The organism is Lichenibacterium minor (assembly GCF_004137685.1).
In the GTDB taxonomy this organism is placed as follows: Bacteria; Pseudomonadota; Alphaproteobacteria; order Rhizobiales; family Beijerinckiaceae; genus Lichenihabitans; species Lichenihabitans minor.
Genome location: NZ_QYBB01000005.1, coordinates 40,245 through 64,520, shown reverse-complemented (window position 1 = coordinate 64,520; position 24,276 = coordinate 40,245). Strand labels below are relative to the sequence as shown.

The 24,276-nt window shown below is 72.3% G+C and carries 25 protein-coding genes; 12 read left to right on the top strand and 13 right to left on the bottom strand.

Going from position 1 to position 24,276, the window contains the following annotated elements; translation table 11 throughout:
- Positions 1-103: 103 nt before the first annotated feature.
- The 7 genes from rpoN to D3273_RS06560 form a co-directional block, all read right to left on the bottom strand.
- Positions 104-1,633: an RNA polymerase factor sigma-54 gene (rpoN, locus tag D3273_RS06590; RefSeq protein WP_129224739.1), complete on the bottom strand. Its 1,530-nt coding sequence runs from the start codon at positions 1,631-1,633 to the stop codon at positions 104-106.
- Between the two features lie 201 nt (positions 1,634-1,834).
- Entirely contained in the window at positions 1,835-2,728 is an 894-nt protein-coding gene (lptB, locus tag D3273_RS06585; RefSeq protein WP_428977760.1) for an LPS export ABC transporter ATP-binding protein, read from the bottom strand.
- A 197-nt stretch (positions 2,729-2,925) separates the two neighbouring features.
- Complete coding sequence (lptA, locus tag D3273_RS06580) at positions 2,926-3,729, bottom strand: lipopolysaccharide transport periplasmic protein LptA (protein WP_245501037.1); 804 nt, start codon at positions 3,727-3,729, stop codon at positions 2,926-2,928.
- Entirely contained in the window at positions 3,726-4,460 is a 735-nt protein-coding gene (lptC, locus tag D3273_RS06575) for an LPS export ABC transporter periplasmic protein LptC (RefSeq protein ID WP_129224737.1), read from the bottom strand. Before lptC ends, lptA begins: the two co-directional genes overlap by 4 nt.
- 107 nt (positions 4,461-4,567) lie before the next feature.
- On the bottom strand, positions 4,568-5,182 hold the full coding sequence (locus D3273_RS06570) for a ribonuclease D (RefSeq protein ID WP_129224735.1): 615 nt from the start codon (positions 5,180-5,182) through the stop codon (positions 4,568-4,570).
- 54 nt (positions 5,183-5,236) lie between these two features.
- Positions 5,237-6,961, bottom strand: coding sequence for a methyl-accepting chemotaxis protein (locus tag D3273_RS06565; protein WP_129224733.1), 1,725 nt, complete (start codon positions 6,959-6,961; stop codon positions 5,237-5,239).
- On the bottom strand, positions 6,958-7,356 hold the full coding sequence (locus D3273_RS06560) for a hypothetical protein (protein ID WP_129224731.1): 399 nt from the start codon (positions 7,354-7,356) through the stop codon (positions 6,958-6,960). The genes D3273_RS06565 and D3273_RS06560 overlap by 4 nt, the downstream gene beginning before the upstream one ends.
- Before the next feature lie 338 nt (positions 7,357-7,694).
- Here D3273_RS06560 and D3273_RS06555 point away from each other — a divergent pair, with 338 nt between their 5' ends.
- From D3273_RS06555 to D3273_RS06510, 10 genes are all read left to right on the top strand, one after another.
- Positions 7,695-8,735 (top strand): lysylphosphatidylglycerol synthase domain-containing protein, encoded by a 1,041-nt coding sequence (locus D3273_RS06555; RefSeq protein WP_165359400.1) that lies wholly within the window; start codon positions 7,695-7,697, stop codon positions 8,733-8,735.
- Between the two features lie 31 nt (positions 8,736-8,766).
- Positions 8,767-9,420 carry an ABC transporter substrate-binding protein gene (locus D3273_RS06550; RefSeq protein WP_129224727.1) on the top strand — a complete coding sequence of 218 codons (654 nt, stop codon included), beginning with the start codon at positions 8,767-8,769 and terminating at the stop codon, positions 9,418-9,420.
- Positions 9,414-10,568 (top strand): bacteriohopanetetrol glucosamine biosynthesis glycosyltransferase HpnI, encoded by a 1,155-nt coding sequence (gene hpnI / locus D3273_RS06545; protein WP_129224962.1) that lies wholly within the window; start codon positions 9,414-9,416, stop codon positions 10,566-10,568. Before D3273_RS06550 ends, hpnI begins: the two co-directional genes overlap by 7 nt.
- The gene (gene hpnJ / locus D3273_RS06540; RefSeq protein WP_129224725.1) at positions 10,568-11,992 is read left to right on the top strand and encodes a hopanoid biosynthesis associated radical SAM protein HpnJ; all 1,425 of its coding nucleotides are present in this window, start codon (positions 10,568-10,570) and stop codon (positions 11,990-11,992) included. Before hpnI ends, hpnJ begins: the two co-directional genes overlap by 1 nt.
- 51 nt (positions 11,993-12,043) lie before the next feature.
- Positions 12,044-12,886 (top strand): hopanoid biosynthesis-associated protein HpnK, encoded by an 843-nt coding sequence (gene hpnK / locus D3273_RS06535; RefSeq protein ID WP_129224723.1) that lies wholly within the window; start codon positions 12,044-12,046, stop codon positions 12,884-12,886.
- Positions 12,887-12,956: 70 nt separating this feature from the next.
- Entirely contained in the window at positions 12,957-13,796 is an 840-nt protein-coding gene (fghA, locus tag D3273_RS06530; protein WP_129224721.1) for an S-formylglutathione hydrolase, read from the top strand.
- A gap of 100 nt (positions 13,797-13,896) precedes the next feature.
- Entirely contained in the window at positions 13,897-14,457 is a 561-nt protein-coding gene (locus D3273_RS06525) for a DUF4142 domain-containing protein (protein ID WP_165359399.1), read from the top strand.
- 173 nt (positions 14,458-14,630) lie between these two features.
- Complete coding sequence (locus D3273_RS06520; protein ID WP_129224717.1) at positions 14,631-15,158, top strand: (2Fe-2S)-binding protein; 528 nt, start codon at positions 14,631-14,633, stop codon at positions 15,156-15,158.
- Positions 15,155-16,171: an FAD binding domain-containing protein gene (locus D3273_RS06515; RefSeq protein WP_129224715.1), complete on the top strand. Its 1,017-nt coding sequence runs from the start codon at positions 15,155-15,157 to the stop codon at positions 16,169-16,171. Before D3273_RS06520 ends, D3273_RS06515 begins: the two co-directional genes overlap by 4 nt.
- 10 nt (positions 16,172-16,181) lie before the next feature.
- Positions 16,182-18,425, top strand: a complete 2,244-nt coding sequence (locus tag D3273_RS06510; RefSeq protein WP_129224714.1) for a xanthine dehydrogenase family protein molybdopterin-binding subunit — start codon at positions 16,182-16,184, stop codon at positions 18,423-18,425.
- Positions 18,426-18,464: 39 nt separating this feature from the next.
- Here the strand turns inward: D3273_RS06510 and D3273_RS06505 are convergent, their stop codons facing one another.
- The 3 genes from D3273_RS06505 to D3273_RS06490 all read right to left on the bottom strand — a co-directional run bounded on the left by D3273_RS06505 (position 18,465) and on the right by D3273_RS06490 (position 20,138).
- The gene (locus D3273_RS06505; protein WP_129224712.1) at positions 18,465-18,995 is read right to left on the bottom strand and encodes a gamma carbonic anhydrase family protein; all 531 of its coding nucleotides are present in this window, start codon (positions 18,993-18,995) and stop codon (positions 18,465-18,467) included.
- 29 nt (positions 18,996-19,024) lie between these two features.
- Positions 19,025-19,507, bottom strand: a complete 483-nt coding sequence (secB, locus tag D3273_RS06500) for a protein-export chaperone SecB (protein ID WP_129224710.1) — start codon at positions 19,505-19,507, stop codon at positions 19,025-19,027.
- A gap of 181 nt (positions 19,508-19,688) precedes the next feature.
- A complete protein-coding gene (locus D3273_RS06490; RefSeq protein WP_165359398.1) occupies positions 19,689-20,138 on the bottom strand; it encodes an FxsA family protein in 450 nt (149 codons plus the stop codon).
- Positions 20,139-20,301: 163 nt separating this feature from the next.
- On the opposite strand from D3273_RS06490, the gene D3273_RS06485 reads away from it, so the two are divergent.
- Both D3273_RS06485 and D3273_RS06480 read left to right on the top strand, forming a co-directional pair.
- The gene (locus D3273_RS06485; protein WP_129224706.1) at positions 20,302-21,066 is read left to right on the top strand and encodes a Tim44/TimA family putative adaptor protein; all 765 of its coding nucleotides are present in this window, start codon (positions 20,302-20,304) and stop codon (positions 21,064-21,066) included.
- Positions 21,067-21,085: 19 nt separating this feature from the next.
- A complete protein-coding gene (locus tag D3273_RS06480; protein WP_129224704.1) occupies positions 21,086-21,664 on the top strand; it encodes a Smr/MutS family protein in 579 nt (192 codons plus the stop codon).
- Here the strand turns inward: D3273_RS06480 and D3273_RS06475 are convergent.
- The 3 genes from D3273_RS06475 to bluB form a co-directional block, all read right to left on the bottom strand.
- Positions 21,628-22,791, bottom strand: a complete 1,164-nt coding sequence (locus tag D3273_RS06475; RefSeq protein ID WP_129224702.1) for an MFS transporter — start codon at positions 22,789-22,791, stop codon at positions 21,628-21,630. The two genes, D3273_RS06480 and D3273_RS06475, sit on opposite strands and share 37 nt — an antisense overlap.
- 9 nt (positions 22,792-22,800) lie before the next feature.
- Positions 22,801-23,571 carry a DeoR/GlpR family DNA-binding transcription regulator gene (locus D3273_RS06470; protein WP_129224700.1) on the bottom strand — a complete coding sequence of 257 codons (771 nt, stop codon included), beginning with the start codon at positions 23,569-23,571 and terminating at the stop codon, positions 22,801-22,803.
- A 66-nt stretch (positions 23,572-23,637) separates the two neighbouring features.
- Positions 23,638-24,267: a 5,6-dimethylbenzimidazole synthase gene (gene bluB / locus D3273_RS06465; protein WP_129224698.1), complete on the bottom strand. Its 630-nt coding sequence runs from the start codon at positions 24,265-24,267 to the stop codon at positions 23,638-23,640.
- Between the last annotated feature and the right edge of the window lie 9 nt (positions 24,268-24,276).

The window sequence follows — 24,276 nt, the reverse complement described above, 5'->3', positions numbered from 1 at the left end:
GCCGCCGCGGGCGGATGCCGCCCTCACGGCGCGAGCCGGGCTCGAAGGGCCGCTTCGACGGCGGCCCAGGCTGTCGGGCGGCTCCACCCGGCCCCGGCCCGCTTCACCGCCCCGCCAGCGCCATCACGGATTTTTCCCGCCGGCGCTCAACCGAGGACGGGATGCGCAGGCTTTCGCGATACTTCGCCACCGTGCGCCGCGCGATGTCGATCTGGGCGGATTTGAGCCTGGCCACGATGGCGTCGTCGGACAGCACGTCGGACGGCGTTTCGGCGTCGATCATCTGCTTGATGCGGAAGCGCACCGCTTCCGCCGAATGCGCGGCGCCGTTCATCGTCGAGGCGATGGACGCGGTGAAGAAGTATTTCAGCTCGAAGATGCCGCGCGGGCTCGCCATGTATTTGTTGGATGTCACGCGCGACACCGTCGATTCGTGCATGCCGATGGCGTCCGCCACGGCCTTGAGGTTCAGCGGGCGCAGGTGCTGGACGCCGTGGGCGAAGAAGGCGTCCTGCTGGCGCACGATCTCGCTCGACACCTTCAGGATGGTGCGGGCGCGCTGCTCCAGGCTCTTGGTGAGCCAGTTGGCGGTCTGCAGGCAGTTGTTGACGAAGCTCTTGTCGGCGTCGCTGGCGCCGCGCACCACGCGCGCCCGGTAGGTCTGGTTGACGAGCACGCGGGGCAGCACGTCGGTGTTGAGATCGATCAGCCAGGAGCCGTCGGGCGCGGCGCGGACATACACGTCCGGCACGACGGTCTGCACCGGTCCGCCACCGTAGGACCGGCCGGGCTTGGGGTCGAGGCGACGGATCTCGCCCACCATGTCGGCGAGATCCTCGTCGTCGACGCCGCAGATGCGGCGCAGGGCGGCGTGGTCGCGCCGCGCCAGGAGGTCGAGATGGCCGATCAGCGCCGCCATGGCGGGGTCGAAGCGGTCCCGCTCCTTGAGCTGCAGCGCCAAGCATTCCGCCAGCGAGCGCGCCCCGATCCCGGTGGGATCGAAGCCATGCACCACGCCGAGGACGGCGTCGACGCGGTCGAGGTCGACGCCCAGGCGCTCCGCCACCGCGTCGAGCGGCTCGGACAGGTAGCCGGCCTCGTCGATCGCGTCGATGAGGCTCAGGCCGATCAGGCGGTCGACCGGGTCCGGCACGGCGAGATGGAGCTGGTCGGCCAGATGGTCGTGGAGCGAGGGGCGGGACGCGACGTAGCGCTCGAGGCTCGACGCTTCGCCCTCGGCCGAAGGCGGCGCGCCCGTCCAGGAGGTGGCGGACAGGCCCATCATGTCGCCGGCGGGATCGGCCGCGGGGCCGGCGCGCTCGCCGTCGAAGCTGTTCTCGAGTTCGGTGCCGAGCCCGGCTTCGAGCGCGCCGCGGTCCGTCGCGAATTCGTCGCTGGTCCAGTCGGATTCGACCGGGTCGCCGCTCGGAGCGGCCTCGGCGGGCGGCTCGTGCTCGCGCGGGTCGTGCGAGTCCTCGGCGCGCTCGAGCAGCGGGTTGCGCTCGAGTTCCTCCTCGATGAAGGAGGCCAGCTCGAGATTCGACAGCTGCAGAAGCTTGATCGCCTGCATCAGCTGCGGCGTCATCACCAGGGCTTGGCCCTGGCGCATCACGAGCTTCGCCGAAAGCGCCATCCGGTCCCGTATCCCACGCCACGCCGCGCCGGCGCATCCCGCGGGGGGCCGCCGTCACCGACGACCATACCACGCTTTCGGGTAAAGGAACTCCCTCGTGGCAGTTCGGCCCCGAATTTGCATCCACGACCGGCCTCGCCGTCCCGACCTCCCTCCCGACCCGGCGCCTCGGCGGCCCGGCCCGTGCGGCCGGATCCCGCGTCACATGCGGAAGTCCTGGCCGAGGTACAGGCGGCGCACGTCGGGATGGGCGACGATCTCCTCGGCCGACCCTTCGGTCAGGACGTGGCCCGAGTGGATGATGTAGGCGCGGTCGATCAGGCCCAGCGTTTCGCGGACGTTGTGGTCCGTGATGAGCACGCCGATGCCGCGCTGCTTCAGGTGGCGCACGAGGTCCTGGATGTCGCCGACCGCGATCGGGTCGATGCCGGCGAAGGGCTCGTCGAGCAGCATGAAGGACGGGTGTCCGGCCAGCGCACGGGCGATCTCGCAGCGCCGCCGCTCGCCGCCCGACAGCGCGATGGAGGGGGCCTTGCGCAGCCGAGTGATGGAGAACTCGTCGAGCAGTTGGTCGAGCTCGCGGTCCCGCTGCTTGCGGTCCGGCACCGTGATCTCCAGCACGGAGCGGATGTTGTCCTCGACGTTGAGGCCGCGGAAGATCGAGGCCTCCTGCGGCAGGTAGCCGATGCCGAGCCGCGCGCGCCGGTACATCGGCAGGCCGGTCACGTCGTGCCCTTCGAGCTGGATCATCCCCTTGTCGGGCTTCACCAGACCGGTGATCATGTAGAACACCGTGGTCTTGCCGGCGCCGTTGGGGCCGAGGAGGCCCACGGCTTCGCCGCGGCGCACGTTGATCGACACGTCGTGGACCACCTTGCGGCCCTTGTAGGCCTTGCCGAGGTTGAACACGCCGAGCATGCCCTCGGGCGACAGGTCGCGCCGCGTGCCCGGCGCCATGTCCCAGGCGGGATCGCGCGCGTAATCGTCGTCGGGCGCCTGCCCGTCCGCGTAGCCGTCCGCGTCGTCCAGGCCGTCGGCGAGGGCGGGGTCGGGCCAGGCGCCGTCGGCGAGATCCTCGGCGGAGGGTCCCGGCATCGCGCCGTCGGCGCCGTGGCGCGGGGGCTGCGCCGCGGCGGGATCGAACCCCGGCTCGTGCCGCGGGGCGCCGCCCGCCGCGGGCGCGGCGGGCCCATCCGGAGGGGTGCGGGCGAACAGGCGCTTCAGCCCGCGCGGCTTCGAAACGTGCTCCGACACGCTTCAGCCGCGCCCGCCGGCCCCGGACCGGGCCCGGTTCACTGCATCGCCTCCGCGTCGCGTGCCGCCGCGCCCTCGCCGCCGCGCTTGGCGGTGCGCTGCTTGCCCTTGGACGGCGCGGGGGCCGGCGCGGCGCCCGGCTTCGCCGCTCCGGCGGGGGAGCCGCTTCCGGGCGTGAAGACGCTCGACACGCGGCCGTTGTTGGTTTGGCCGGAGAACACCTGGGCCTGGCCGGAGGTCATGTTGTAGACGAGCCGGTCGCCGGTCGTGACGTTGGTGCCCTGGCTCAACGTGACATTGCCGTTGAGGTAGACCTTGTTCTCGCCCTTGTCGTAGGTGGCGTGATCGCCGGTCCCGACCTGGTCCTTGGAGATCAGCGTCACGGGGCCTTCCGCCTCCATGTGCCGGACGGAGCTGTTGCCCCCGGCCTGTGCCGCGCCGTCGGCGGGCGAGGGCGTCGCCGGAGCGGTGGCGCCGCCCGCCGCGTCCTTCTGGAGGTCGATGTTCAGCACCGACGCCTTCATGGTGGACTCGCCCTGCACCACCACGACGTTGCCGCTGTAGATCAGCTTGTTCTCCTTGTTGAGGAAATCGAGCTTGTCGGCGGAAATGTTGACGGGCTCCTTGGAGCCGCTGCCGGGCAGGAGCGGCACGCCCGCGGCGGCCTTCTTCGGCGCCGCGTCGGCGGCGGGCGCGGGCTTCTTCGCGGCGTCGTCCACGAAGGGGATGGACGCGGGGTTCTTCGGCCGCTTCTGCGCGGAAGCCGGCCCCGCGGCGAGGAGGGCCGAGGACGCCAGGATCAGCGCCGCGGAAGCGGCGAAGCGGCTCGCGTGGTGGTTCACTGGCCGGTCCCCTTCAGGCTGGCGGTCGTGGTGGCCGCGGCCGCGGCCGGCAGCACGGTGGTGTGGACGTGGCCCTCGAAGACGATGTGGGCGCCGTTGTCGGTCATGTGCATGCTGTCGGCCGTCACGGTGCCGGTGCCGTTGACCACGGTGAGGGGCTCGCGCGTGTCGACGTCGCCCGTCTTGAACGCGATGAAGGCGCTCAGCATGTGCGCGTCCAGCCCCTTGTCGCTGGTCAGGTGGATGGCGCTCTTCAGCTGCATGGTTTCCTTGGAGCTGTCGTAGAGGCCCGAGTCGGACACGATATGGACCACGCTCTGGTCCGCCATGGTGACGTGGGCGTCGATGTCGTGCAGCTCCAGCTGGCTCGGCGTCTTGGCGTCCTGCACGGCGGAGCTCGCCACGAGGTCGTAGGGGCGCCCGTCGCTGCGGAAGCCCGTCAGCTTCGGATGCTGCATCGTGACCTTGCTGCCGTTGAGGCCCATGCCGTCGACCGACACGCCCGGGATGGCGATCCGGAACGGGTTGAAGAACGCGAAGGCGATGACGGCCGCGGAGCCCAGCACGGCCCCGGCCAGCACGACGCGCCGCAGCACCCGCACCCGCGCGGTGTGGCGGCCGGCGGCCCGGAACGCGTCGCGCCGCGGCCCGACGGCGTCGAGCGGGTTGTTTCCCGCGTCGCGCGCGTCCGGTCGCGGCGGTCGCCCGGGGGCGGTGGCGATGTCTGTCATGCGCTCGCAACACAAGAGGATGGCGACCGATACCCGGCCGCGGTGGCGGAGTTGTGGCCGGCGGCACGGGTTTCGCCTGCGGGACGCGCGCGGGGAGCGTGCGCGCGCTACTCGTGCGCGAAGATGTCGTTCTCGGCCCAGCCCATCAGGTCGAGCCGGCAGCGGGTGGGGAGGAAGTCGAAGCAGCTCCGCGCCACCGCGTCCCGCCCTTCCCGCTCCAGCATGGCGTCGAGCTTCGCCTTCAGGGCGTGGAGGTGCAGCACGTCCGAGGCGGCGTAGCTCACCTGCGCGTCGGTGAGCGTGTCGGCCCCCCAATCGGAGGATTGCTGCTGCTTCGACACGTCGACGCCGAGCAGCTCCCGGCACAGCTCGCGCAGCCCGTGGCGGTCCGTGTAGGTCCGCACGAGCTTGGACGCGATCTTGGTGCAGTAAAGGTTCTGCGTCATGGTGCCGAAGGCGTTGAACATGACGGCGACGTCGAAGCGGCCGAAGTGGAACAGCTTCAGCACCGCCGGGTCGGCGAGCAGGCGCTGCAGGTTCGGCGCCGCCGTCTGGCCCTTGGCGATCTGCACCACCTCGGCCGAACCGTCGCCCGTCGACAGCTGCACCACGCAGAGCCGGTCGCGGTGCGGCTTCAGCCCGAGGGTTTCGGTGTCGATGGCGACGCTGGCGCCGGCCCGGAAGCCGGGCGGGAGGTCGCCCTTGTGCAAGCGGATGGCCATGGCGTCCTTCGGGTGGGGGCAAGCGGGATCCGGCGAAAGCCGGCCACCCTCTCCTTAGAACAGGTTCCCGACGCCGTGGAAGCGCGCCGCGTCACTTGCCGTGCCGGGCGGGCCGGCCCGCGGCGGCGCTGGGGCCCGGCCGGTCCCGGCGACGAGCCTGAGCGGACGCGCGGGGCGCGCCGGCGGGGGCGCGGGGCGCGGGGTCTCGAGCTCTCCGAGGCGGAACCGCGCGACGAGCCGCATCAGTTCCTCGGCATCGCCCACCAGGGTGTGGACGGCGGCACTGGTTTCTTCCGCCATGGCGGCATTGCGCTGCGTCACTCCGTCGGCCTCGACCAGCGCGGCGTTCACCTCCGCCAGGCGGCCGGACTGCCCTTCGGCGTCGCCCGCGATGGCGGCCGTCAGGGCGTCGAGCGCGCCCACGCGCTCCACGATGCGCTCGAGCGCCGCGCCGGTGCGGCGCACGAGTTCGACGCCGGCCGAAACCTGCCCGGTCGAGCCCGAGATCAGCGCCTTGACCTCCTTGGCGGCCGTGGCGGAGCGGTGCGCGAGCGCCCGCACCTCGGCGGCCACCACGGCGAAGCCGCGGCCCGCCTCGCCGGCCCGCGCCGCCTCCACGCCGGCGTTCAAGGCCAGGAGGTTGGTTTGGAACGCGATCTCGTCAATCACGCCGACGATCTGGCCGATCTCGCGCGCCGAAGCCTCGATGGCCCCGACGGCGTCGACGGCCTCGCCCACCACGCCGGCCGATCGGTCCACCTCGCGGCGGGCGTCGCGGGCGAGGTCCCGCATGGCGACAGCGGACTGCGACGTGCTGCGCGCGCCGGCCGTCACGGCGTCGAGCGACGCCACGGTGCCGACGAGGCTGGCGGCCTGCTGTTCGGTGCGCCGCGCCAGCCCGTCGGCCGCCTGGGCCAGGGCGTCGGCGTTGGAGCGGATGCCGGACGCGGTCTGCAGCACCCCGACGAGCGTGCCGCCGAGCCCCGCCACCGCGTCGGCGTAATCGGTCCGCAGACCGGCCGCCTTGGCGGGCAGGTCGTCGGGCACCGCGGCCCCGAGGTCGCCCGCGGCGAGCCGGCTCAGGGTGGCCCCCAGCGCCGACAGGATGCGCTGGTCCTCCTCGGCCGTCCGCAGCCGCAGGTCGTCGCTGCCGCGGCGGGCCTCGTCGGCCTCGCGCGCCGACGCTTCGGCGCGGTCGCCGCTCCGTTCGGCCGCCGCCAGGGCCGCCCCGGCCTCGTCCATGCGCTCCTGCACGGTCCCGAACATGCGCTCGACCGTGTGGGCGATGCCCATCAGCGCGCCCGCCTCGATCACCACCACGACGGCGTGGACCGACAGGCGCACGAGGTCGCCGCCGCCCGGGTAGACCAGGTCCGGCAGGGTGAAGTTGAGCGCGACGTGGTGCACCGCCACGGTGGCGGCGCCGGCCAGCACCACCTTCCAATCGCAGAAGGCCACGAGCAGGGCGAGGCCGGCGAAGTAGTACATGTGCGCGTCGACCTGCATCTTGCTGCCGCTCAGCACGGCGACGAGAAGCGAGATCGCCACCATGAAGGCGACGCCGGGGATGACGCGGGCCCGCACCGTGGCCCGGTCGCCGATGCAGCTCGCCTGGGCGGCGGCGGCGGTCAGCGCCGCGCAGATGCACGGCAAGGCCCAGGGCGCCCCGACCGCCCAGGCCACGGCGGCCACGAGCCCGACCTGCAGCCACAGCAGGATCAGCATGGCGCGGGCGGCCCGCCGGCGCAGGTCGTCCAGCGGAAACGAAGCGTGGGTCATCGCGCGGGCTCCGGGGAAAGGGGGGAACGGCAGCCGAACGGGCCGTCGGCGGCCACCACCAGCAGGGCGCCGGCGGCGCGGAGGCGCTCGGCCAGGGCCGGCCGATCGGAACGGACGATCAGCACCGAGCGCAGGGCGCCCGTGGCGGCCACCGCCCCCGCCGAAGACGCGGACGCGAAGGCGCGCGAAGCCGCCCACCAGGGCGGGAACAGGGCGGCGACCTCGCCGTCGCCGGGCGGCAGCGACAGAACGGCGGCCAGCAGGCCGGCCGCGGCCATGCCCGCCGCCGCGACGAACGGGACCGCGGCCGCGGGCCAGCCTGCCGCTCCGCGCCGGATCGCGGCGGCCGAGACACCGTCGCCGCGGCTCAGCGATATCGCGTCGGGATTATGCATACGACCTCAAAAAGACCACAACCTTCACGATCAACCCGCCGTTCTGGATCGACAACGCCGGCCGGCGCAGGGCTTTGTAGGCGCCTTTCTGTTGCCGTCGTCTTACTGCCGAACCGAACATTCTCACCTTCCGTCCGTCCGTATTTGACCTCGACCTGACGCTTCTCGAAAATATCCGAACTGCAGGCAACCGATCTTGCCGGAGCCGCGTTGGGTTCCCCTCCGCGGCGGCGAGAACCGGCTTGTCGGGATGGGTCCGCGTCATGTTAAGGAGGGCGCGGACGGCGCCGGGGCGTCGGACGGGCGCGACGGCCCTCCACCGGGATGATCTCCACCTCATGCGCCTCACCTTCGTCATCGCCAGCGCCTTGGGGGTCGCGGCCGCGGTCGCGCTCGTGGGGTTCTACGGCTGGCAGCCGATCGTGCAGGCGGTCGAAGCGGTGGGCTGGGGCGTGGTGCCCGTGTCGCTCGTGCGCGCGGGCGAGGCGGCCGGCGCGGGCCTGTGCTGGTGGCTGCTGCTCGACCGGCAGAATGCGCGCACGCTCCGGGCGACCCTGCTGCTGCGCTGGGTGCGCGAATCCGTCAACGCGCTGCTGCCGGTGGCGCAGGTCGGCGGCGAGGTGGTGGGCGCGCGGCTCATCACCTTCTGGGGCGTGTCCCGAAGCCTCGCCGCCGCGTCCGTGCTGGTCGACCTCCTGGCGCAGACCGCCACGCAGTTCGTGTTCACGTTAATCGGCGTGGCGCTGCTCGCGGGCCACGAGGGCGGCGGCGCGATCGCGCGCTGGGTGGGCCTTGGGCTGGCCCTGCTCGGGCCGGCGCTCGCGGGCTTCTACGCGGCACAGCGCTTCGGCGGCGCGCGCCTGCTCGACCGCGTGCTGCGCCACTTCACCGACGACCCGCAATGGACCGCGGTCGGCGGCGGGCTCAACGCCATCAACGCCCAGCTCCTCGCGCTCTACGGGCGCCGTGGCCGGCTGTCGGCCGTGTTCGCCCTCCACTTCGCCATCTGGTTCTTCGGCGTGCTCGAAGTCTGGACGGCGCTGCGCTTCATGGGCCACCCCGTGCCCTACGGCACCGCTCTGGTGCTGGAGAGCCTCGGCCAAGCGGTGCGCGGGGCCGCCTTCGTGGTGCCGGGCGGCATCGGCGTCCAGGAGGCCGGTTTCGTCGCGCTCTGCGCCGTCTTCGGCATCCCGGCGCCGGCCGCCATCGCGCTGTCGCTCGCCAAGCGCTTCCCCGAGGTGGTGCTGGGCCTGCCCGGCCTGCTGGTGTGGCAGGGGCTGGAAAGCCGCCGCATTCTGGTGCGACGAGGCGCCGAGCGGGCGCTCGGGGCCGGCGACGACGGCGCGCGGCCCGCCCCCGCGGCGGTCCGCCGGCCGTGACGCCGCGACACCAAACCCTGCAAGAGATGCCATGCTGAACGCGACACGATGGGGCGCACGCGCCGCCCTGGCCGCCTTCCTGACCGCCGGGCCGGCGCTCGCCCCCGCGGGCGCGCAGACGGCGCCCGCCGTCGCCGCCAAGCCCGCCGCCGACCCGGCCGCGCTGGTGGTGCAGGATTTCTACGACGCCCTGTTCGACGCCATGCGCCACGCGGGCGAGTGGCACATGCAGGGCCGCTACGACCGGCTGTACCCGGTGATGGTGAAGCTGTTCGACGTTCCCGCCATGACGCGGATCGCGGTGGGGCCGGACTTCGCCAAGTTGACGCCGGACCAGCAGTCGGCCTTGCGCGACAGCTTCGGCAAGCTGCTGGCCGCCACCTTCGCCAGCACCTTCGACGACTTCAAGGGCGAAACCTATGCGGTGGACGGCGACGTGGCGATGCGGGGCACCGACAAGTTCGTGAAGTCGCGCTTCAACGGCGAAGGCGCGCCGGTGGACATCAACTTCCTGCTGCGCGGCCGGGGCACCGACTGGCACGTCGTCGACATCTACCTCAACGGCACGATCTCGCAGCTCGCCACCTGGCACTCCGAATACGGCTCGACCTTCCAGGACGCCGGCTTCGACGGCCTGATGGCGGCCGTGAAGAGCCAGACCGACAAGGACATGAAGGCATTCTGATCGTCGTCCTCCTCCTGCTCGTCCTGGCGGGGGCGGGCTGCCTCTACGCCTGGCTGGCCGCCGGGCTGGTAACGCGCGGCATCGGCACCCCGGCGCCGCCCCGGGCCGCCGGGCCGCGGCCCGGCGTCAGCCTGCTGAAGCCGCTCCACGGCGACGAGCCCGACCTCCACCGCAACCTGCGCTCCGCCTGCCTGCAGGACTATCCGGGGCCGGTGGAGGTGATCTTCGGCGTCGCCCGCGCCGACGACCCCGCGGTGGCGACCGTGCGGCGGCTGCAGGCGGAGTTCCCCGCGCGCGACATCCGCCTCGTCGTCGACGAGCGGCGCCACGGCACCAACGGCAAGGTGTCGAACCTCGCCAACATGGCCGAGCGCGCGCGCCATCCCGTGGTGGTCTTCGCCGACAGCGACATGCTGGTCGAGCCGGACTGCCTGGACCGGGTCGTGGCCGCCCTGGCGCAGCCGGGCGTCGGCGCCGTGACCTGCCTTTACCGCGGGATCGCGGTGCCGGGGATCTGGTCGCGGCTGGCCGTGGGGTGGATCGACCACCACTTCCTGCCCAACGTCGCGGTCGGCATGGCGCTCGGCCTGGCCAAGCCCTGCTTCGGCTCCACCATCGCGCTCCACCGCGACACGCTGGAGCGCATCGGCGGCTTCACCGCCTTCAAGGACCGGCTCGCGGACGATTACGCGGTGGGCGAAGCCGTGCGGGCCCTGGGCCTCGCGGTCGTGGTGCCGCGCGACCTCGTGCTCGGCCACACCTGCACGGCGGCGAGCTTCGGCACGCTGATGCGCCAGGAGCTGCGCTGGTCGCGCACCATCCGCTCGGTCGACCCCGCGGGGTATGTGGGCTCCGTGGTCACCCACCCGATCCCCGTGGCGACGCTGGCGGTGCTGGCCGCCGGGTTCGCGCCCGCCGCGCTGACGATGCTGGCCGCCGCTGTGACATCCCGGCTACTCCTCCAGATTATCGTCAACCGGGCGCTGAAGATGGGAACGAAAGGCCTTATTCTCGGCCCCGTCCGCGATTACGCGGCTTTCCTGGTCTTCCTCCTCGGCTTCTGGCCCGGATCGATCGATTGGCGCGGGCATCGCTTCGCCCTGCAGACCGACGGTTCGATGACGGCGCCCGACAAAGCAGGTTCTTGATGCGCACACTGTTCCTCCAGGCTCCCTCCTTCGACGGCTACGACGGCGGCGCCGGCGCGCGCTACCAGATGAAGCGCGAAGTGAAGTCCTTCTGGTATCCGACCTGGCTGGCCCAGCCGGCGGCGCTGGTCGAGAACTCGAAGCTGATCGACGCGCCCCCGCACAAGCTGAAGTTCTCCGACATCGCGCCCCAGGTGAAGGATTACGACATGGTCGTGATGCACACCTCGACGCCGTCCTTCGATTCGGACATCAGGACCGCGCAGATGCTGCGCGACCTGAAGCCGGACCTGAAGATCGGCCTCGTCGGCGCCAAGGTCGCCGTGGAGCCGATGCAGAGCCTCGAAGCCTGCTCGGCGCTCGACTTCGTGGCGCGCGAAGAGTTCGACTTCACCATCAAGGAAGTGGCGGACGGCCGCGACTGGTCCAAGATCGACGGCATCACCTACCGGAACCGGGAAGGCGTGATCGTCGGCAACGCCGACCGCCGCATCCTCGAGAACATGGACGAGCTGCCCTTCGTCACGCCCGTCTACAAGCGCGACCTGCAGATCGAGAACTACTTCGGCGGGTACCTCAAGCACCCCTACATGTCGTTCTACACGGGCCGCGGCTGCAAGAGCCGCTGCACCTTCTGCCTGTGGCCGCAGACGGTCGGCGGCCACAACTACCGGACCCGCTCCATCGGCCACGTGATGGACGAGCTGCGCTACGCCCGCGCCGCCTTCCCCGAGGTCAAGGAGTTCTTCTTCGACGACGACACGCTGACCGACAACCTGCCCCGCATCGAAGCGCTGGCCAAGGAGATCGGCAAGCTCGGCATCACCTGGTCGTGCAACGCCAAGGCCAACGTGCCGCGCGACACCCTCAAGGTGCTGAAGGACAACGGGCTGCGCCTGCTCCTCGTCGGCTACGAGTCCGGCAACCAGCAGATCCTGCACAACATCAAGAAGGGCCTGCGCACCGACGTGGCGCGCCGCTTCACCAAGGACTGCCACGAGCTCGGCATCGTGATCCACGGCACCTTCATCCTCGGCCTGCCGGGTGAAACCAAGGAAACGATCGAGGAAACGATCAACTTCGCCAAGGAGATCAACCCCCACACCATCCAGATCTCGCTGGCCGCCCCCTACCCCGGCACCTTCCTGTACAAGCAGGCGATGGAGAACGGCTGGCTCTACGACGAGGGGCAGGACCTGCTCACCGCCGGCGGCACCCAGATCGCGCCGCTGTCCTACCCGCACCTCAACCACACCGAAATCTTCACCTCGGTCGAGGACTTCTACCGGCGCTTCTATTTCCGCGCGCCGAAGATCGCCTCCATCGTCGGCGAGATGGTGCGCAGCCCGGAGATGATGAAGCGCCGCCTGCGCGAGGGCGTGGAGTTCTTCCGCTTCCTGCGCGACCGCAAGGAAGCCGCCTGACCTGAAGGCCGCCCTTCCCCGTTCCACGGCGGAAGGGCGGCCCCGCGGCCCATGCCCAAGCGCCTCATCGTCACGGCCGACGATTTCGGCCTCTCGTCCCAGGTCAACGCCGCCGTCGAGCGCGCGCACCGGGACGGCATCCTCACCGCCGCGAGCCTGATGGTGGCGGCCCCCGCCGCCGCCGAAGCGGTCGACCTCGCGCGCCGCCTGCCCCGCCTGCGCGTCGGCCTGCACCTCGCCCTCGTCGAGTGCCGCCCCGCCCTGCCCCCGTCCGAGGTGCCGGACCTCGTCGGGCCGGACGGCTGGTTCCGCCGCGACACGGCGCGCTTCGGCGCCGAGCTGTTCTTCTCGCCCCGCATGCGGCGCCAGCTCGCCCGCGAGGTGGACGCGCAGTTCGCCGCCTACGCCGCCACCGGCCTGCCGCTCGACCACGTCGACGCCCACCAGCACTTCCACCTCCACCCGACGGTGGCGTCGCTGATGATCCGGGTCGGCCGCCGCCACGGCATGCGCTCCGTCCGCATCCCGGCCGAGCCGGCCGGGATCGTGCGCGCCGTCGAGCCGGGCTCGCCCCGCGCGCTGCCGGCCATCACGGCGCCTTGGACCCGGCTGCTCGGGCTGCGCCTGCGCGCCGCCGGCTGCGCCGTGCCGGACCAGGTGTTCGGCCTGAGCTGGACCGGCGCGGTGACGGAGGAGCGGCTCGTCGGCCTGCTCGACCGGCTGCCGGCCGGCACCACCGAAATCTACACCCACCCGGCGCTCGACGGCGCCTATCCGGGCGCCGCGCCGGGCTACCGCTACCGCGACGAGCTCGACGCGCTGGTGTCCCCGCGCGTGATCGCGGCGGCCCGGCGCAGCGGCGCGACGCCCTGCGGCTACGGCGACCTCGTTTGACCCGGCCCTTGCCGGGCGGACCGCGGGCGCTCTATCCGGGGCGACAGCCGTCCAGCTCCGGAGCCCGCCCATGAGCCTCGCCACCGTGTCCGAAACCCGCTGCTTCGGCGGCCGGCAGGTCACCTTCAAGCACGACTCCCGGAGCACCGGGACGGCGATGCGCGTGGCGGTGTTCCTGCCCCCGCAGGCCGAGCGCGGCCCGGTGCCGGCCTTCTGGTTCCTGGCCGGCCTCACCTGCACGGAGGACAACTTCGCCCAGAAGGCCGGAGCGCAGCGCGTCGCGGCCGACCTCGGCCTGGCGTTGATCGCCCCCGACACCAGCCCGCGCGGCGATGGCGTGCCGGACGACGAAGCCTACGACTTCGGGGTGGGGGCCGGCTTCTACCTCGACGCCACGGAGGCGCCCTGGTCGGCGAACTTCCGCATGCGCGCCTACATCGAGGACGAGCTGCCGGCCCTGCTCGCCGCGGAGCTGCCGCTCGACATGGACCGCCAAGGGTTGTCGGGGCATTCGATGGGCGGCCACGGCGCGCTGACCATCGGCCTGCGCAACCCCGGGCGCTTCCGCGCCGTGTCGGCCTTCGCCCCCATCGCGTCGCCGATGAACTGCCCCTGGGGCGAGAAGGCCCTGCCCCGCTACCTCGGCCCGGACCGCGCGGCCTGGCGGGCCTACGACGCCTGTGCGCTCATCGCCGACGGCGCGCGGCTGCCGGAAATCCTGGTCGAACAGGGGACGGCCGACCCGTTCCTGGCCCAGCAGCTCAAGCCGGAGCTGTTGGAAGACGCCTGTCGCGAGGCCGGGATCGGCCTGACGCTGAACAGGCGTGACGGCTACGACCACTCCTACTTCTTCATCGCCAGTTTCATCGCCGATCATCTGAGGTGGCATTCGGCGAGACTGGGGCTGTGATGAACGACCGCGGGTTCCCCTACGGAACCCGCGTCGGCTGATGTCGTTGGGCGTGCACGATCCGCCGGACGACGGCGGAGCACGACATCAGGATCACCCCATGAGAATCGCAACATTGGCCGGCGCGCTCGGCCTCGCCTTCCTGTCCTCGGCGGCCGTCGCGCAGGATCCCGTCCTCGCCTCGCCGTCCGGCGGCGTGGCGTCGCCCCTCGACCGCCAGTTCGCCGGCCGGGCTTCCGCGTCCAACACGTTCGAGATCCGCTCCTCGCGGCTGGCGCTGCGCAAGAGCCGCGACCCGGCGGTCCGCGACATGGCGCGCTGGATGATCGACAGCCACACGATAGCGGAGCGGAAGCTGCAGGGCGCCGCCGCCTACGAGGGATACCAGGGCGGGGCCGACCCGGTGGAAACGCCCGTGACCTCCGCCGCGCTGTCGGACCTCGGCGCGCTCGACGGCGCGGCCTTCGACAAGGCCTACATCGACGCGCAGGTCGAGGCCCACGAGCGCACCGCCCGCCAGATGAGCGATTACGCGGTCCAGGGCAGCTACGCGCCGCTGCTGCGCTACGAGGCCATGACGCTGCCGGAGGTCGACGACCACCTCGCCCATTTCGCGGCCCTTCAGGCCCGCATGCCCCGCGGGTCCTCCGACGGCATGTGAGGGCGCAACTCGGGGCGCGGCGGCCCGCCGCTCCGCCGCCCGGGCCGGCGCCCGTTCTTTGGAACCAATCAAAGCTGCGCCCGGTTTCTCGACCGACGGGGGCAGCGGGTTCCGACGACGAGCCCGGGCGTATGTGACGCTGCGAAGCCTCCCACCACAGCATGATGGACGGCATGAGCTCATCACCCGCACCCCACCCCGTCGGGATGGCGAAGATTCCCGTCAGCTTCAGGCTGAACGGCGCCCCGACGACGATCGAACTCGCCCCCTGGACCACGCTGCTCGACGCGCTGCGCAACCACATGGGCCTCACCGGCACCAAGAAGGGCTGCGACCACGGCCAGTGCGGCGCCTGCACGGTGCTGGTGGACGGCCAGCGCATCAACGCCTGCCTGACCCTCGCGGTGATGAAGGAGGGCGCCGACATCCGCACCGTCGAGGGCTTGGCCGAGCATGGCCACCTCCATCCCGTGCAGGACGCCTTCATCGAATACGACGCCTTCCAGTGCGGCTATTGCACGCCGGGCCAGATCTGCTCGGCCGTCGGCCTCATCGCCGAGGGTCACGCCCACTCGGCCGAGGAGATCCGCGAAGCGATGAGCGGCAACATCTGCCGTTGCGGCGCCTATCCCAACATCGTCGAAGCCGTGAAGCACGTCATCGACGCCAAGGCCGCCCGTCGCCTGGAGGCCGCGAAATGAACCGTTTCGATTACGTCCGCGCCACGACGGTCGCCGATGCCCTCCGCGCCAAGGCGTCGGATTCCCGCTCCCGTTTCATCGCCGGCGGCACCAACCTGCTCGACCTGATGAAATACGACGTCGAGCGGCCCACCACGGTCGTCGACATCACCCACCTGCCGCTCACCGACATCGAGGACGGGCCGGACGGCTCCCTGCGCATCGGCGCCCTGGTGTCGAACAGCCGGCTCGCCTACGACGCGCGGGTGCAGGAGCGCTTCCCGCTGCTGTCGTCCGCCATCCTGGCCGGGGCTTCGGCGCAGCTCCGCAATGCCGCCTCGACCGGCGGCAACCTTCTGCAGCGCACGCGCTGCTATTATTTCTACGATACCGGCACGCCCTGCAACAAGCGCGAGCCCGGCACCGGGTGCCCCGCCATCGAGGGCGTGAACCGCATCCACGCCATCCTCGGCACCAGCGACAAGTGCATCGCCACCCATCCGTCCGACATGTGCGTCGCCTTGGCGGCGCTCGGCGCGACGGTTCGGGTCGAGGGCCCGTCGGGCGAGCGGTCCATCGCCTTCGCGGATTTCCACCGCCTGCCCGGCGACACGCCGCAGGTCGAAAGCACGCTGAAGCCGGACGAGATCATCGTCTCGGTCGACCTTCCGGCGGCTGACTACGGCCCGCACCATACCTACCTGAAGCTGCGCGACCGCCAGTCCTACGCCTTCGCCCTGGTGTCGGTGGCGGCGGCGCTGAAGATGGACGGCGGCACCGTGGCGGAAGCCCGCATTGCGCTCGGCGGCGTGGCCCACAAGCCGTGGCGCGACGAGAGCGCGGAAGCGCTGCTGGTCGGCCGCGCGGCCGGCGTCGACGCCTTCGCGGCGGTGGCCGACCACATCCTCGCGCCGGCGGTGGGCCGGAGCGAGAACGCCTTCAAGATCGGCCTCGCCCGCAAGGCCATCATCCGCGCCCTGTCCCAGGCGGCTGCCGGCACTCCGCAGTCCCAGGTCGACAAGCGCGTGCAGTGAGATCCGCACCATGAGCATGACCCAGAAATACGTCGGGACCGCCCAGCGGCGCGTCGACGGCCACGCCAAGGTGACGGGCGGCGCGCGCTACGCAGCCGAGTTCGCCGCCGCCGACCTCCTGCACGGCGCCGTCGTGTCGGGCGCCATCGCGCGGGGCACGATCACCAAGATCGACACCGCGGCCGCCGAAGCGGTCCCCGGCGTCGTCAAGGTGTACACGCACGAGAACCGGCCGCGCACCGCATGGCTCGACTCGTCCTACCGCGACGACGTGGCGCCGCCCGGCCATCCCTTCCGCGCGCTCCATTCCGCGAAGATCATGTTCTCGGGCCAGCCGGTCGCCCTGGTGGTGGCCGACGATTTCGAGACCGCCACCTACGCGGCCTCGCTCGTCGAGGTTTCCTACGACGCCGAGGTGCCGAAGACCGACCTCGACGCGCAGAAGGGGCAGAGCTACGACCCGCCGAAGAAGCGCTCGGGCGTCGAGCCCCCGCCGAAGCCCCGCGGCCATGCCGAGAAGGCCTATGCGGCGGCGCCGGTGAAGGTGCAGCAGGAGTATCGGGTCGCGGTCGAGCACCACAACCCGATGGAGCCCCACGCCACCACGGTGGTGTGGGACGGCGACGGCGCCATCACGGTGCACGACAAGATCCAGGGCGTCACCAACACGCAGGGCTACGTCACCGGGGTGTTCGGCCTGTCGAAGGACAAGGTGCGCTGCATCTCGCCCTTCATGGGCGGCGGGTTCGGCTCGGGGCTACGCCCGCAGTACCAGCTCTTCCTGGCCGTGCTGGCCTCGCTCGACCTCGAGCGGTCCGTCAGGGTCGTGCTGACGCGCGACCAGATGTTCACCTTCGGCCATCGGCCGCTGACGATCCAGACGCTGTCGCTCGGCGCCGAGCCGGACGGCCGGCTGACCAGCATCATCCACGATGCCGTGCAGGAAACCTCGCACTTCGAGGACTACCAGGAGAACACGGTCAACTGGTCCGGCCTCCTCTACAAGTGCGACAACACGAAGTTCTCCTACGAGCTGGCCAAGCTCGACACCTACACGCCCGCCGACATGAGGGCGCCGGGCGCGGTGCTGGGCCTCTACGCGCTCGAAGCCGCGATGGACGAGCTCGCCTCGGCCACGGGGGTGGACCCGGTGGAGCTGCGCCTGCGCAACTACATCGCCGACACCGACCAGAACACAGACAAGAAGCTGACCAGCAAGGCGCTGCGCGAGTGCTACACGCAGGGTGCCGAGCGCTTCGGATGGTCGAAGCGGGACGCGCGCCCGCGTTCCATGACGGATGGGCGTGAGCTCGTCGGCTGGGGCATGGCGACCGGCGTGTGGGAAGCCATGATGCAGAAGACGTCGGCGCGCGCCACGCTGACGGGGGACGGCAGGCTCGAGGTGGCCACCGCTTCGGCCGACATCGGCACCGGCACCTACACGATCCTGACGCAGCTCGGCGCCGACGCGCTCGGCCTGCGGATGGAGGACGTCACGGCGCGGCTGGGCGACTCGTCGCTGCCCTATTCACCGATCGAGGGCGGCTCGTGGACGGCCGCTTCGGCCGGCACCGCCGTGCAGATGGCCTGCGAAACCGTGCGCGAGAAGGTGTTCAAGCTCGCACGCCAGCTCGACGGCTCGCCGCTGGCCAACCAGGACCTCGACCACGTCACCTTCCGCGACGGGCGCATCGTCGTCACCAACGACCCGTCCCGCTCGGTGTCGCTGATCGATGCCATCAAGTCCTCCAACGAGGGCAAGGTGGAAGCCGAGGAGACGGCGGCGCCGTCGACCATCCAGGCGCGGCGCTTCGTGTCCTACACGCACAGCGCCGTCTTCGTGGAGGTCAAGGTCGACGAGGAGCTGGGCGTCGTGCGCGTCACCCGCGTGGTCAGCGCGGTGGCGGCCGGCAAGATCCTCAACCTCAAGACCGCGCGCAGCCAGATCCTCGGCGGCGTGGTGATGGGGATCGGCTCGGCCCTGCACGAGGAATCGATGCTGGACCACAACATCGGCCGCTTCATGAACCACAACCTCGGCGAGTACCATGTGCCGGTGAACGCCGACATCGGGCCCATCGAGGTGATCTTCGTCGACGAGCCGGACGACAAGGCCAGCCCCATCGGGGTGAAGGGCCTGGGCGAGATCGGCATCGTCGGGACGGGTGCCGCCATCGCCAACGCGGTCTATCACGCCACCGGGGTGCGCGTCCGCGACCTGCCGATCACCATCGACAAGCTGCAGGGCGCCTGAACGCGCGGAGGGGGCGGCCGTCGGGCCGCCCCCGTCCCCTCAGTCCACGCGCTTGAGCTCGGCGCGGAAGCGGCGGAGGTTGTCGACGTAGGTTTGGGCGGAGCGGCACAGCCCCTCGATCGCGGCCTCGTCGAGCTGCCGGACGGCCCTGGCGGGGCTTCCGACGATCAGGCTGCCGTCCGGGAACACCTTGCCTTCGGTGACGAGGGCGCCGGCGCCGACGAGGCAGTTCGAACCGATCCGGGCGCCGTTGAGCACCACGGCCCCCATGCCGATCAGGCTGCCGTCCCCCACCGTGCAGCCGTGGACGATGGCGCGGTGGCCCACCGTGACGCCCTCGCCGACCGTGAGCGGGAAGCCGGGGTCGGCGTGCAGCACCGCCCCTTCCTGCACGTTGCTCCGGGCGCCGATGCTGATCGGTGCCCGGTCGCCGCGGATCGACGCGTTGAACCAGACGCCGACGTCCTCGCCGAGCGAGACGTCGCCGACCACATGGGCGCCGGGCGCGATCCAGAACCGGCCCTCGAACGGCAGGCGGGGGGTGTGGGGCCCCAGCGCGTAGATCGCCATGCGGCCGCCCTCCCCGCCGTGCCGCCCTGTCAGGCCATGTTGGCCGGCGGGGGGGCGCCCTCGCCCATGCGCTGGCGGTACAGGCCGGCGAAGTCGATCGGGTCGATGTAGAGGGGCGGGAAGCCGCCGTTGCGGACCGAATCGGCGACGATCTGGCGCGCGAAGGGGAACAGAAGGCGCGGGCACTCGATCATGACGACGGGGTGGACCTGGTCGTTCGGGATGCCGGCGACGCGGAACACGCCCGCGTAGTCGAGCTCGAACTTGAACAGCGTGCCGGCGCCCTCGCCCGCCGAACCTTCGAGCGACAGGCTGACCTCGAAGTCGGTCTCGCTCAACTGCTTGGCGTTGACGTTGACCTGGATCGAGATGTTGGGGCCGTTCTCCTGCGGGCCCAGCGAGTTCGGCGCATTGGGGTTCTCGAAGGACAGGTCCTTGATGTATTGCGCGAGGGCGTTGAGCTGCGGGCCACCGGCGCCTGTGCCGTTCCCATTCCCGTTCTGTTCGGCCATCGCTGTCATCCTCCGCGGCCGCGCGGGCCGGTTTCGCGCCGCGGGTAACACGCTTTCACCCGCCCCGACAAGCGAGCGCGACCGTGCCGCTCAGGACGCCGACAGCCAGTCCATCACGTCGGGGGCGCCCCTGTCCGGTGGGAACACGGGGTAGAAGACACGGACGATGCGGCCTCGCTCCTCACTTCGGCCGCGAGCGGTCGAGCCGCGTCCAGTCCTGGGCTTCGAGGTCGATGGTGCGCGGGCCGCCGGCGGGCCGGCGCGCGGTCGGCGACAGGGCGGTCACGCCGATGCGCCCCATCACCCATTCGCGCGCGGTCGGCGCCATCAGGGCCAGCCCGATCGCGTCGGTGATGAAGCCGGGCAGGATCAACAGCGCCGCCCCGGCGGTGCTGAGCGCGCCGTCGGCGAACCCGTCCTCCCGCGGCGGGCGACCGGCCGCGGCGGCGCGCAGCCCCGCCATCGACGACAGGCCGACCTGCCGGAGGCGGGCGAGCCCGAGCAGGGTCGAGCCGATGCCGAGCAGGACCGCGGGGCCGGCGCCGATCCAATCCACCACGGCGACGAAGGCCACCACTTCGGCGACGAGGCCCAGCAGCAGCAGGGTTCCGATGTTCTGGCGGCGCAGCATGGCGGGAAGCCTTCGGAAAGGGGGGCGAAGCCGCGCCGTCCACACATCTCCGCGGGGGCAGGCGTGGACATCGGGGGCGGCACACCCACATTCGGAGGTGAATATGGGCGCGCCGTCGCGCCTGCGCAACGCGCGTCCCGACCCGCCGGCAAGGCCCGAACCCATGCACCAGTCCTTCGACCCGTCGATCGTCATCTTCGCCGTGCTGGCGATCTTCGTCGTCTGGAAGCTCCGCTCGGTGCTGGGCACCCGCACCGGCGCCGAGCGGCCCCCCTTCGACCCGTTCGAAGCGCGCCGCAAGCTGCGGGAAGGCAAGCCGGGCCGCGACGCCGCGCCGCCTGAGCCCGGCCGCGGGGCCGGCCGACGGACCGGCGAGGTGATCCCGCTGCAGCGCGGGGAAGCCCGCGCGGCGGACGCCACCGCTTCCGCGGCCGACCCCGCCGCGGCGTGGCGCGACCTCGTGGAGCCGGGCTCCCGGGCGCTCGACGGCCTCGGCCGCATCGCCGCGGCCGACGGCGGCTTCGAGCCGAACGGCTTCATGCAGGGCGCCCGCGGCGCCTATGAGATGATCGTCACGGGGTTCGCCGCCGGCGACCGCGCGGCGCTGAAGCCGCTGCTCGCCAAGGATGTCTACGACGGGTTCGACGCCGCCATCTCGGCCCGGGAAGAACGGGGCGAGAAGAACGAGACCACCTTCGTGTCCACGGAGAAGTCCCTGGTGCACGACGCCCAGCTCCGCGGCCGCACCGCCCAGGTGACGATCCGTTTCCAGTCCAAGATGATCACCGTGACGCGGGGCCGCGACGGCGCCGTGGTCGACGGCGCGCCCGACCAGGTGGCCGACGTGTTCGACCTGTGGACCTTCGCGCGCGAAACCGACGCGCGGGACCCGAACTGGCGCCTCGTCGCCACCGAAGCCGGCGCCTGAACCCCCGTCGGCCGGCGCCATGCGCATCCGCCGCCTGTCCGGGGCCGAAATCGAGATCTGGCGCCGCGTCGCCGCGACCGTGACGCCCCGCGACGGCTCGGCCCTGCCCGAGCCGCCCCTCGGCCGGCCCGACGCCGCGCCGCCACCGCCGCCCGCCGCCGATGCGGCGCCCCGGCCCAAGCCGCGCGTGTTCCACGCGCCGAGCTACGTGCCGCCGGTGTCGGTGCCGAAGCCGCCCCCGATCGGGCTCGAGCGGCGCTACAAGCGCAAGGTCGCGATCGGCCGCGTGCCGGTCGAAGGGGTGCTCGACCTGCACGGGATGACGCAGGCCCAGGCCCATGGCGCGCTGAACCGCTTCCTCGTGACGGCGCAGCGCGACGGGTCTCGCCTGGTGATCGTGGTGACCGGCAAGGGCATGCGCGAGCGCTACCACCGCACCGATGCGGTCGAGCCCGGGGTGCTCCGCCGCGCCGTGCCGTCCTGGCTGCGCGATGGCATCCTGCGCCAGATCGTGATCGGCTTCGAGGAAGCCTCGATCGGCCACGGCGGTGCGGGCGCGCTCTACGTCCGCCTGCGGCGCCCGTCCGCCACCGAATAGCCCACCGCGACCACCACGCCCGTCGCCAGGATCAGGCAGGCCAGGGCGACCCGGAGCCCGGCCGCCCCGGACAGGAAGCCGATGACGGGCGGGCCGAGCAGCAGGCCCGCGTAGCCGACCGTCGCCACGGGCGCCACGCCGGCGGCCGGATCGGCGCCGCCCCGCGCCGCCGCGCTGAACGCCACCGGCGCGACGTTGCCGAGCCCCAGCCCCACGAAGGCGAAGCCGATGGCGGCCGCGAGCGGCAGCGGCACCAGCACGGCCAGCGCCAGGCCGGCGGCCGCCACGGCGCCCCCGCCGCACAGCACGGCCCGCGCCCCCACCGCCGCGACGGCGCCGTCGCCGGCGAAGCGGACCGCCGCCATGGCGATCGAGAACCCGGCATAGCCCGCCGACGCCAGGGCGAGGCCGCTCCCCGCGACCGTGTCGAGGTAGATGGCGCTCCAATCGCCGACTGCGCCCTCGATCACGAAACAGGATGCCGCCACGACGCCGAGCCCGAGCATCCGCCGGCTCGGGAGGGCGAGGGCGGGGCCGCGTCCGGGAACGGCCGGCGCGTCGGGTCCCAGGAACGGCATGGCGGCGACGCCGACCGACCCCGCCAGGGCGGCGGCGACGGTGAGCTGGCCCGCCGCGCCGAAGCCGGCCCCCGCCAAGGCGCCTCCCAGGGCGGCTCCGCCGAGCCCGCCGAGGCTGAACGCGCCGTGGAACGAGGACATCAGCGGCGCGCCCCAGCGCTCCTCGAGGGCGCCCGCGGCGCCGTTCATCGACACGTCCAGCAGCCCCATGGCGACGCCCATCGCGGCGGCCGCCAGGGCGAGTTCCGGCAGGGTGTGGGCCAGGGGCGGCAGGAGCAGCGTCGCCGCCGTGGCGAGGACGCCGATGCAGATGGCCCGGCGCGTCCCGAGCCGCGCCGTCACCGCCCCCATGGCCAGCGTGGAAGCGATGGAGCCGCCGGCGAAGCTCAGCAGCGCCAGCCCGAGCGCGCGGTCCGACAGCGCCAGGCCCGACTTCACCGCCGGCAGAGCCGCCGCCCAGGCCCCGGCGAAGACGCCGAGCTGCAGGAAGACGGCCAGGATGGCGGCGCGCTCGCTGGCCCGCACCGCGTTGGAGGACAGGGCTGTCATGGGCGAACCTCAGGCGGCGTCGGCGCGGTGGACCCGCGATCGCGGCCCGGCGAGGCCGTCGAGCGCGGCGTCGGGCGTGCCCGCCTCGACGACGATGTGGTGCAGCGCCGCCGCGGGGCCGACCACGAAGGGCGCCGCGGTGCCGAGCTTTTCGGCCGTCACCGCCACGGCGGCGCGGGCGCTGACGACGAGCAGGCGCCGCTTGAACTCGGCTTCCTCCGGATCGAACACGGTGAGGCCGGGCCCGGCGGCGAGGCCGCAGGCGCCGATGAAGGCAAGGTCGGCCCAGATCCCGTCGAGGTCCCGCAGGGTGCGCGGCCCGAAGGCGGCGCCGACCGTGGGGTGCACGCGGCCGCCGAGGACCACCAGGGTGCAGCGGGGGCGCCCGGCGAGGGCCGCCGCCACCGCCGGCGCGTTGGTCACGACCGTCACGTCCCGGTCGGCCGGCAGCGCTTCGGCGATGCGCAGGTTGGTCGAACCCGAATCGATCAGCACCGTCCAGCCGGGCGCGACCAGCGCCGCGGCGGCATGGCCGAGCGCCCGCTTGGCGTCGCGCGCGACCCCGTTCCGGCGCGACACCGGGCCGATGTCCGGCGCGGGCGGCAAGGCGCCGCCGTAGACGCGGCGGCAGCGTCCCGCGGCGGCGAGGTCGCGCAGGTCGCGACGGATCGTGTCCTCCGAGGTGTCGAACTCCGCCGCGAGGTCGGCGGCGAGGACGCGGCCGTCGCGCAGCAGGCGATCCAGGATGGCGGCGTGGCGTTCGTCGGGGAGGATGGGCATGGCGGGGCTCCGATCGCGCTGAAACATGCACGATCGGGCAGCATCAGGCAAGGACGCGAGTTCCGGTCAGCGCCGGATCACGGCTTCCGCGGGCGGGCGGCGGTGCTCCCAATCCGAGCGTTCGAGTTCGGGCGTGTCCGATTCGCGCTCCGGGAAGCCGATGCACAGGTGGCCGATGAAGCGCCAATGGCTCGGCACGTCGAGGATGCCCGCCACGGCGGCGGGCTCGAGGATCGACACCCAACCGAGCCCGATGCCTTCGGCGCGCGCGGCGAGCCACAGCGTGTGGATCGCCGTGACGACGGAGAAGTCGGCCATCTCCGGCATGGTGCGCCGCCCGAGCCCGTGACCGACCGCGGTGGACCGGTCCGCGAAGACCGCCACCTGCGCCGGCGCATCGTCGAGCCCGGCGAGCTTCAGGGCGGCGTAGCGCTCCGCCCGCTCGTCCGTGTAGCCGGAAGCCGCCTCGGCGTTGCACCGCGCGAAAAGGTTTCGCAGGGCGGTGCGGCGGCCAGGGTCGTCGACGACGACGAAGCGCCAGGGCTGGCTCAGCCCCACGGAAGGCGCCAGGCAGGCCGTGGCGAGCAGCCGGTCCAGCGCGCCATCGGGCAGGGTTTCGCGTCGAAAGCGGCGCACGTCGCGCCGCCAGCGCAGGAGCGCCCGCAGATCGTCACGGAAGGCGTCGTCGAAGGGCAAGCGGGGAAG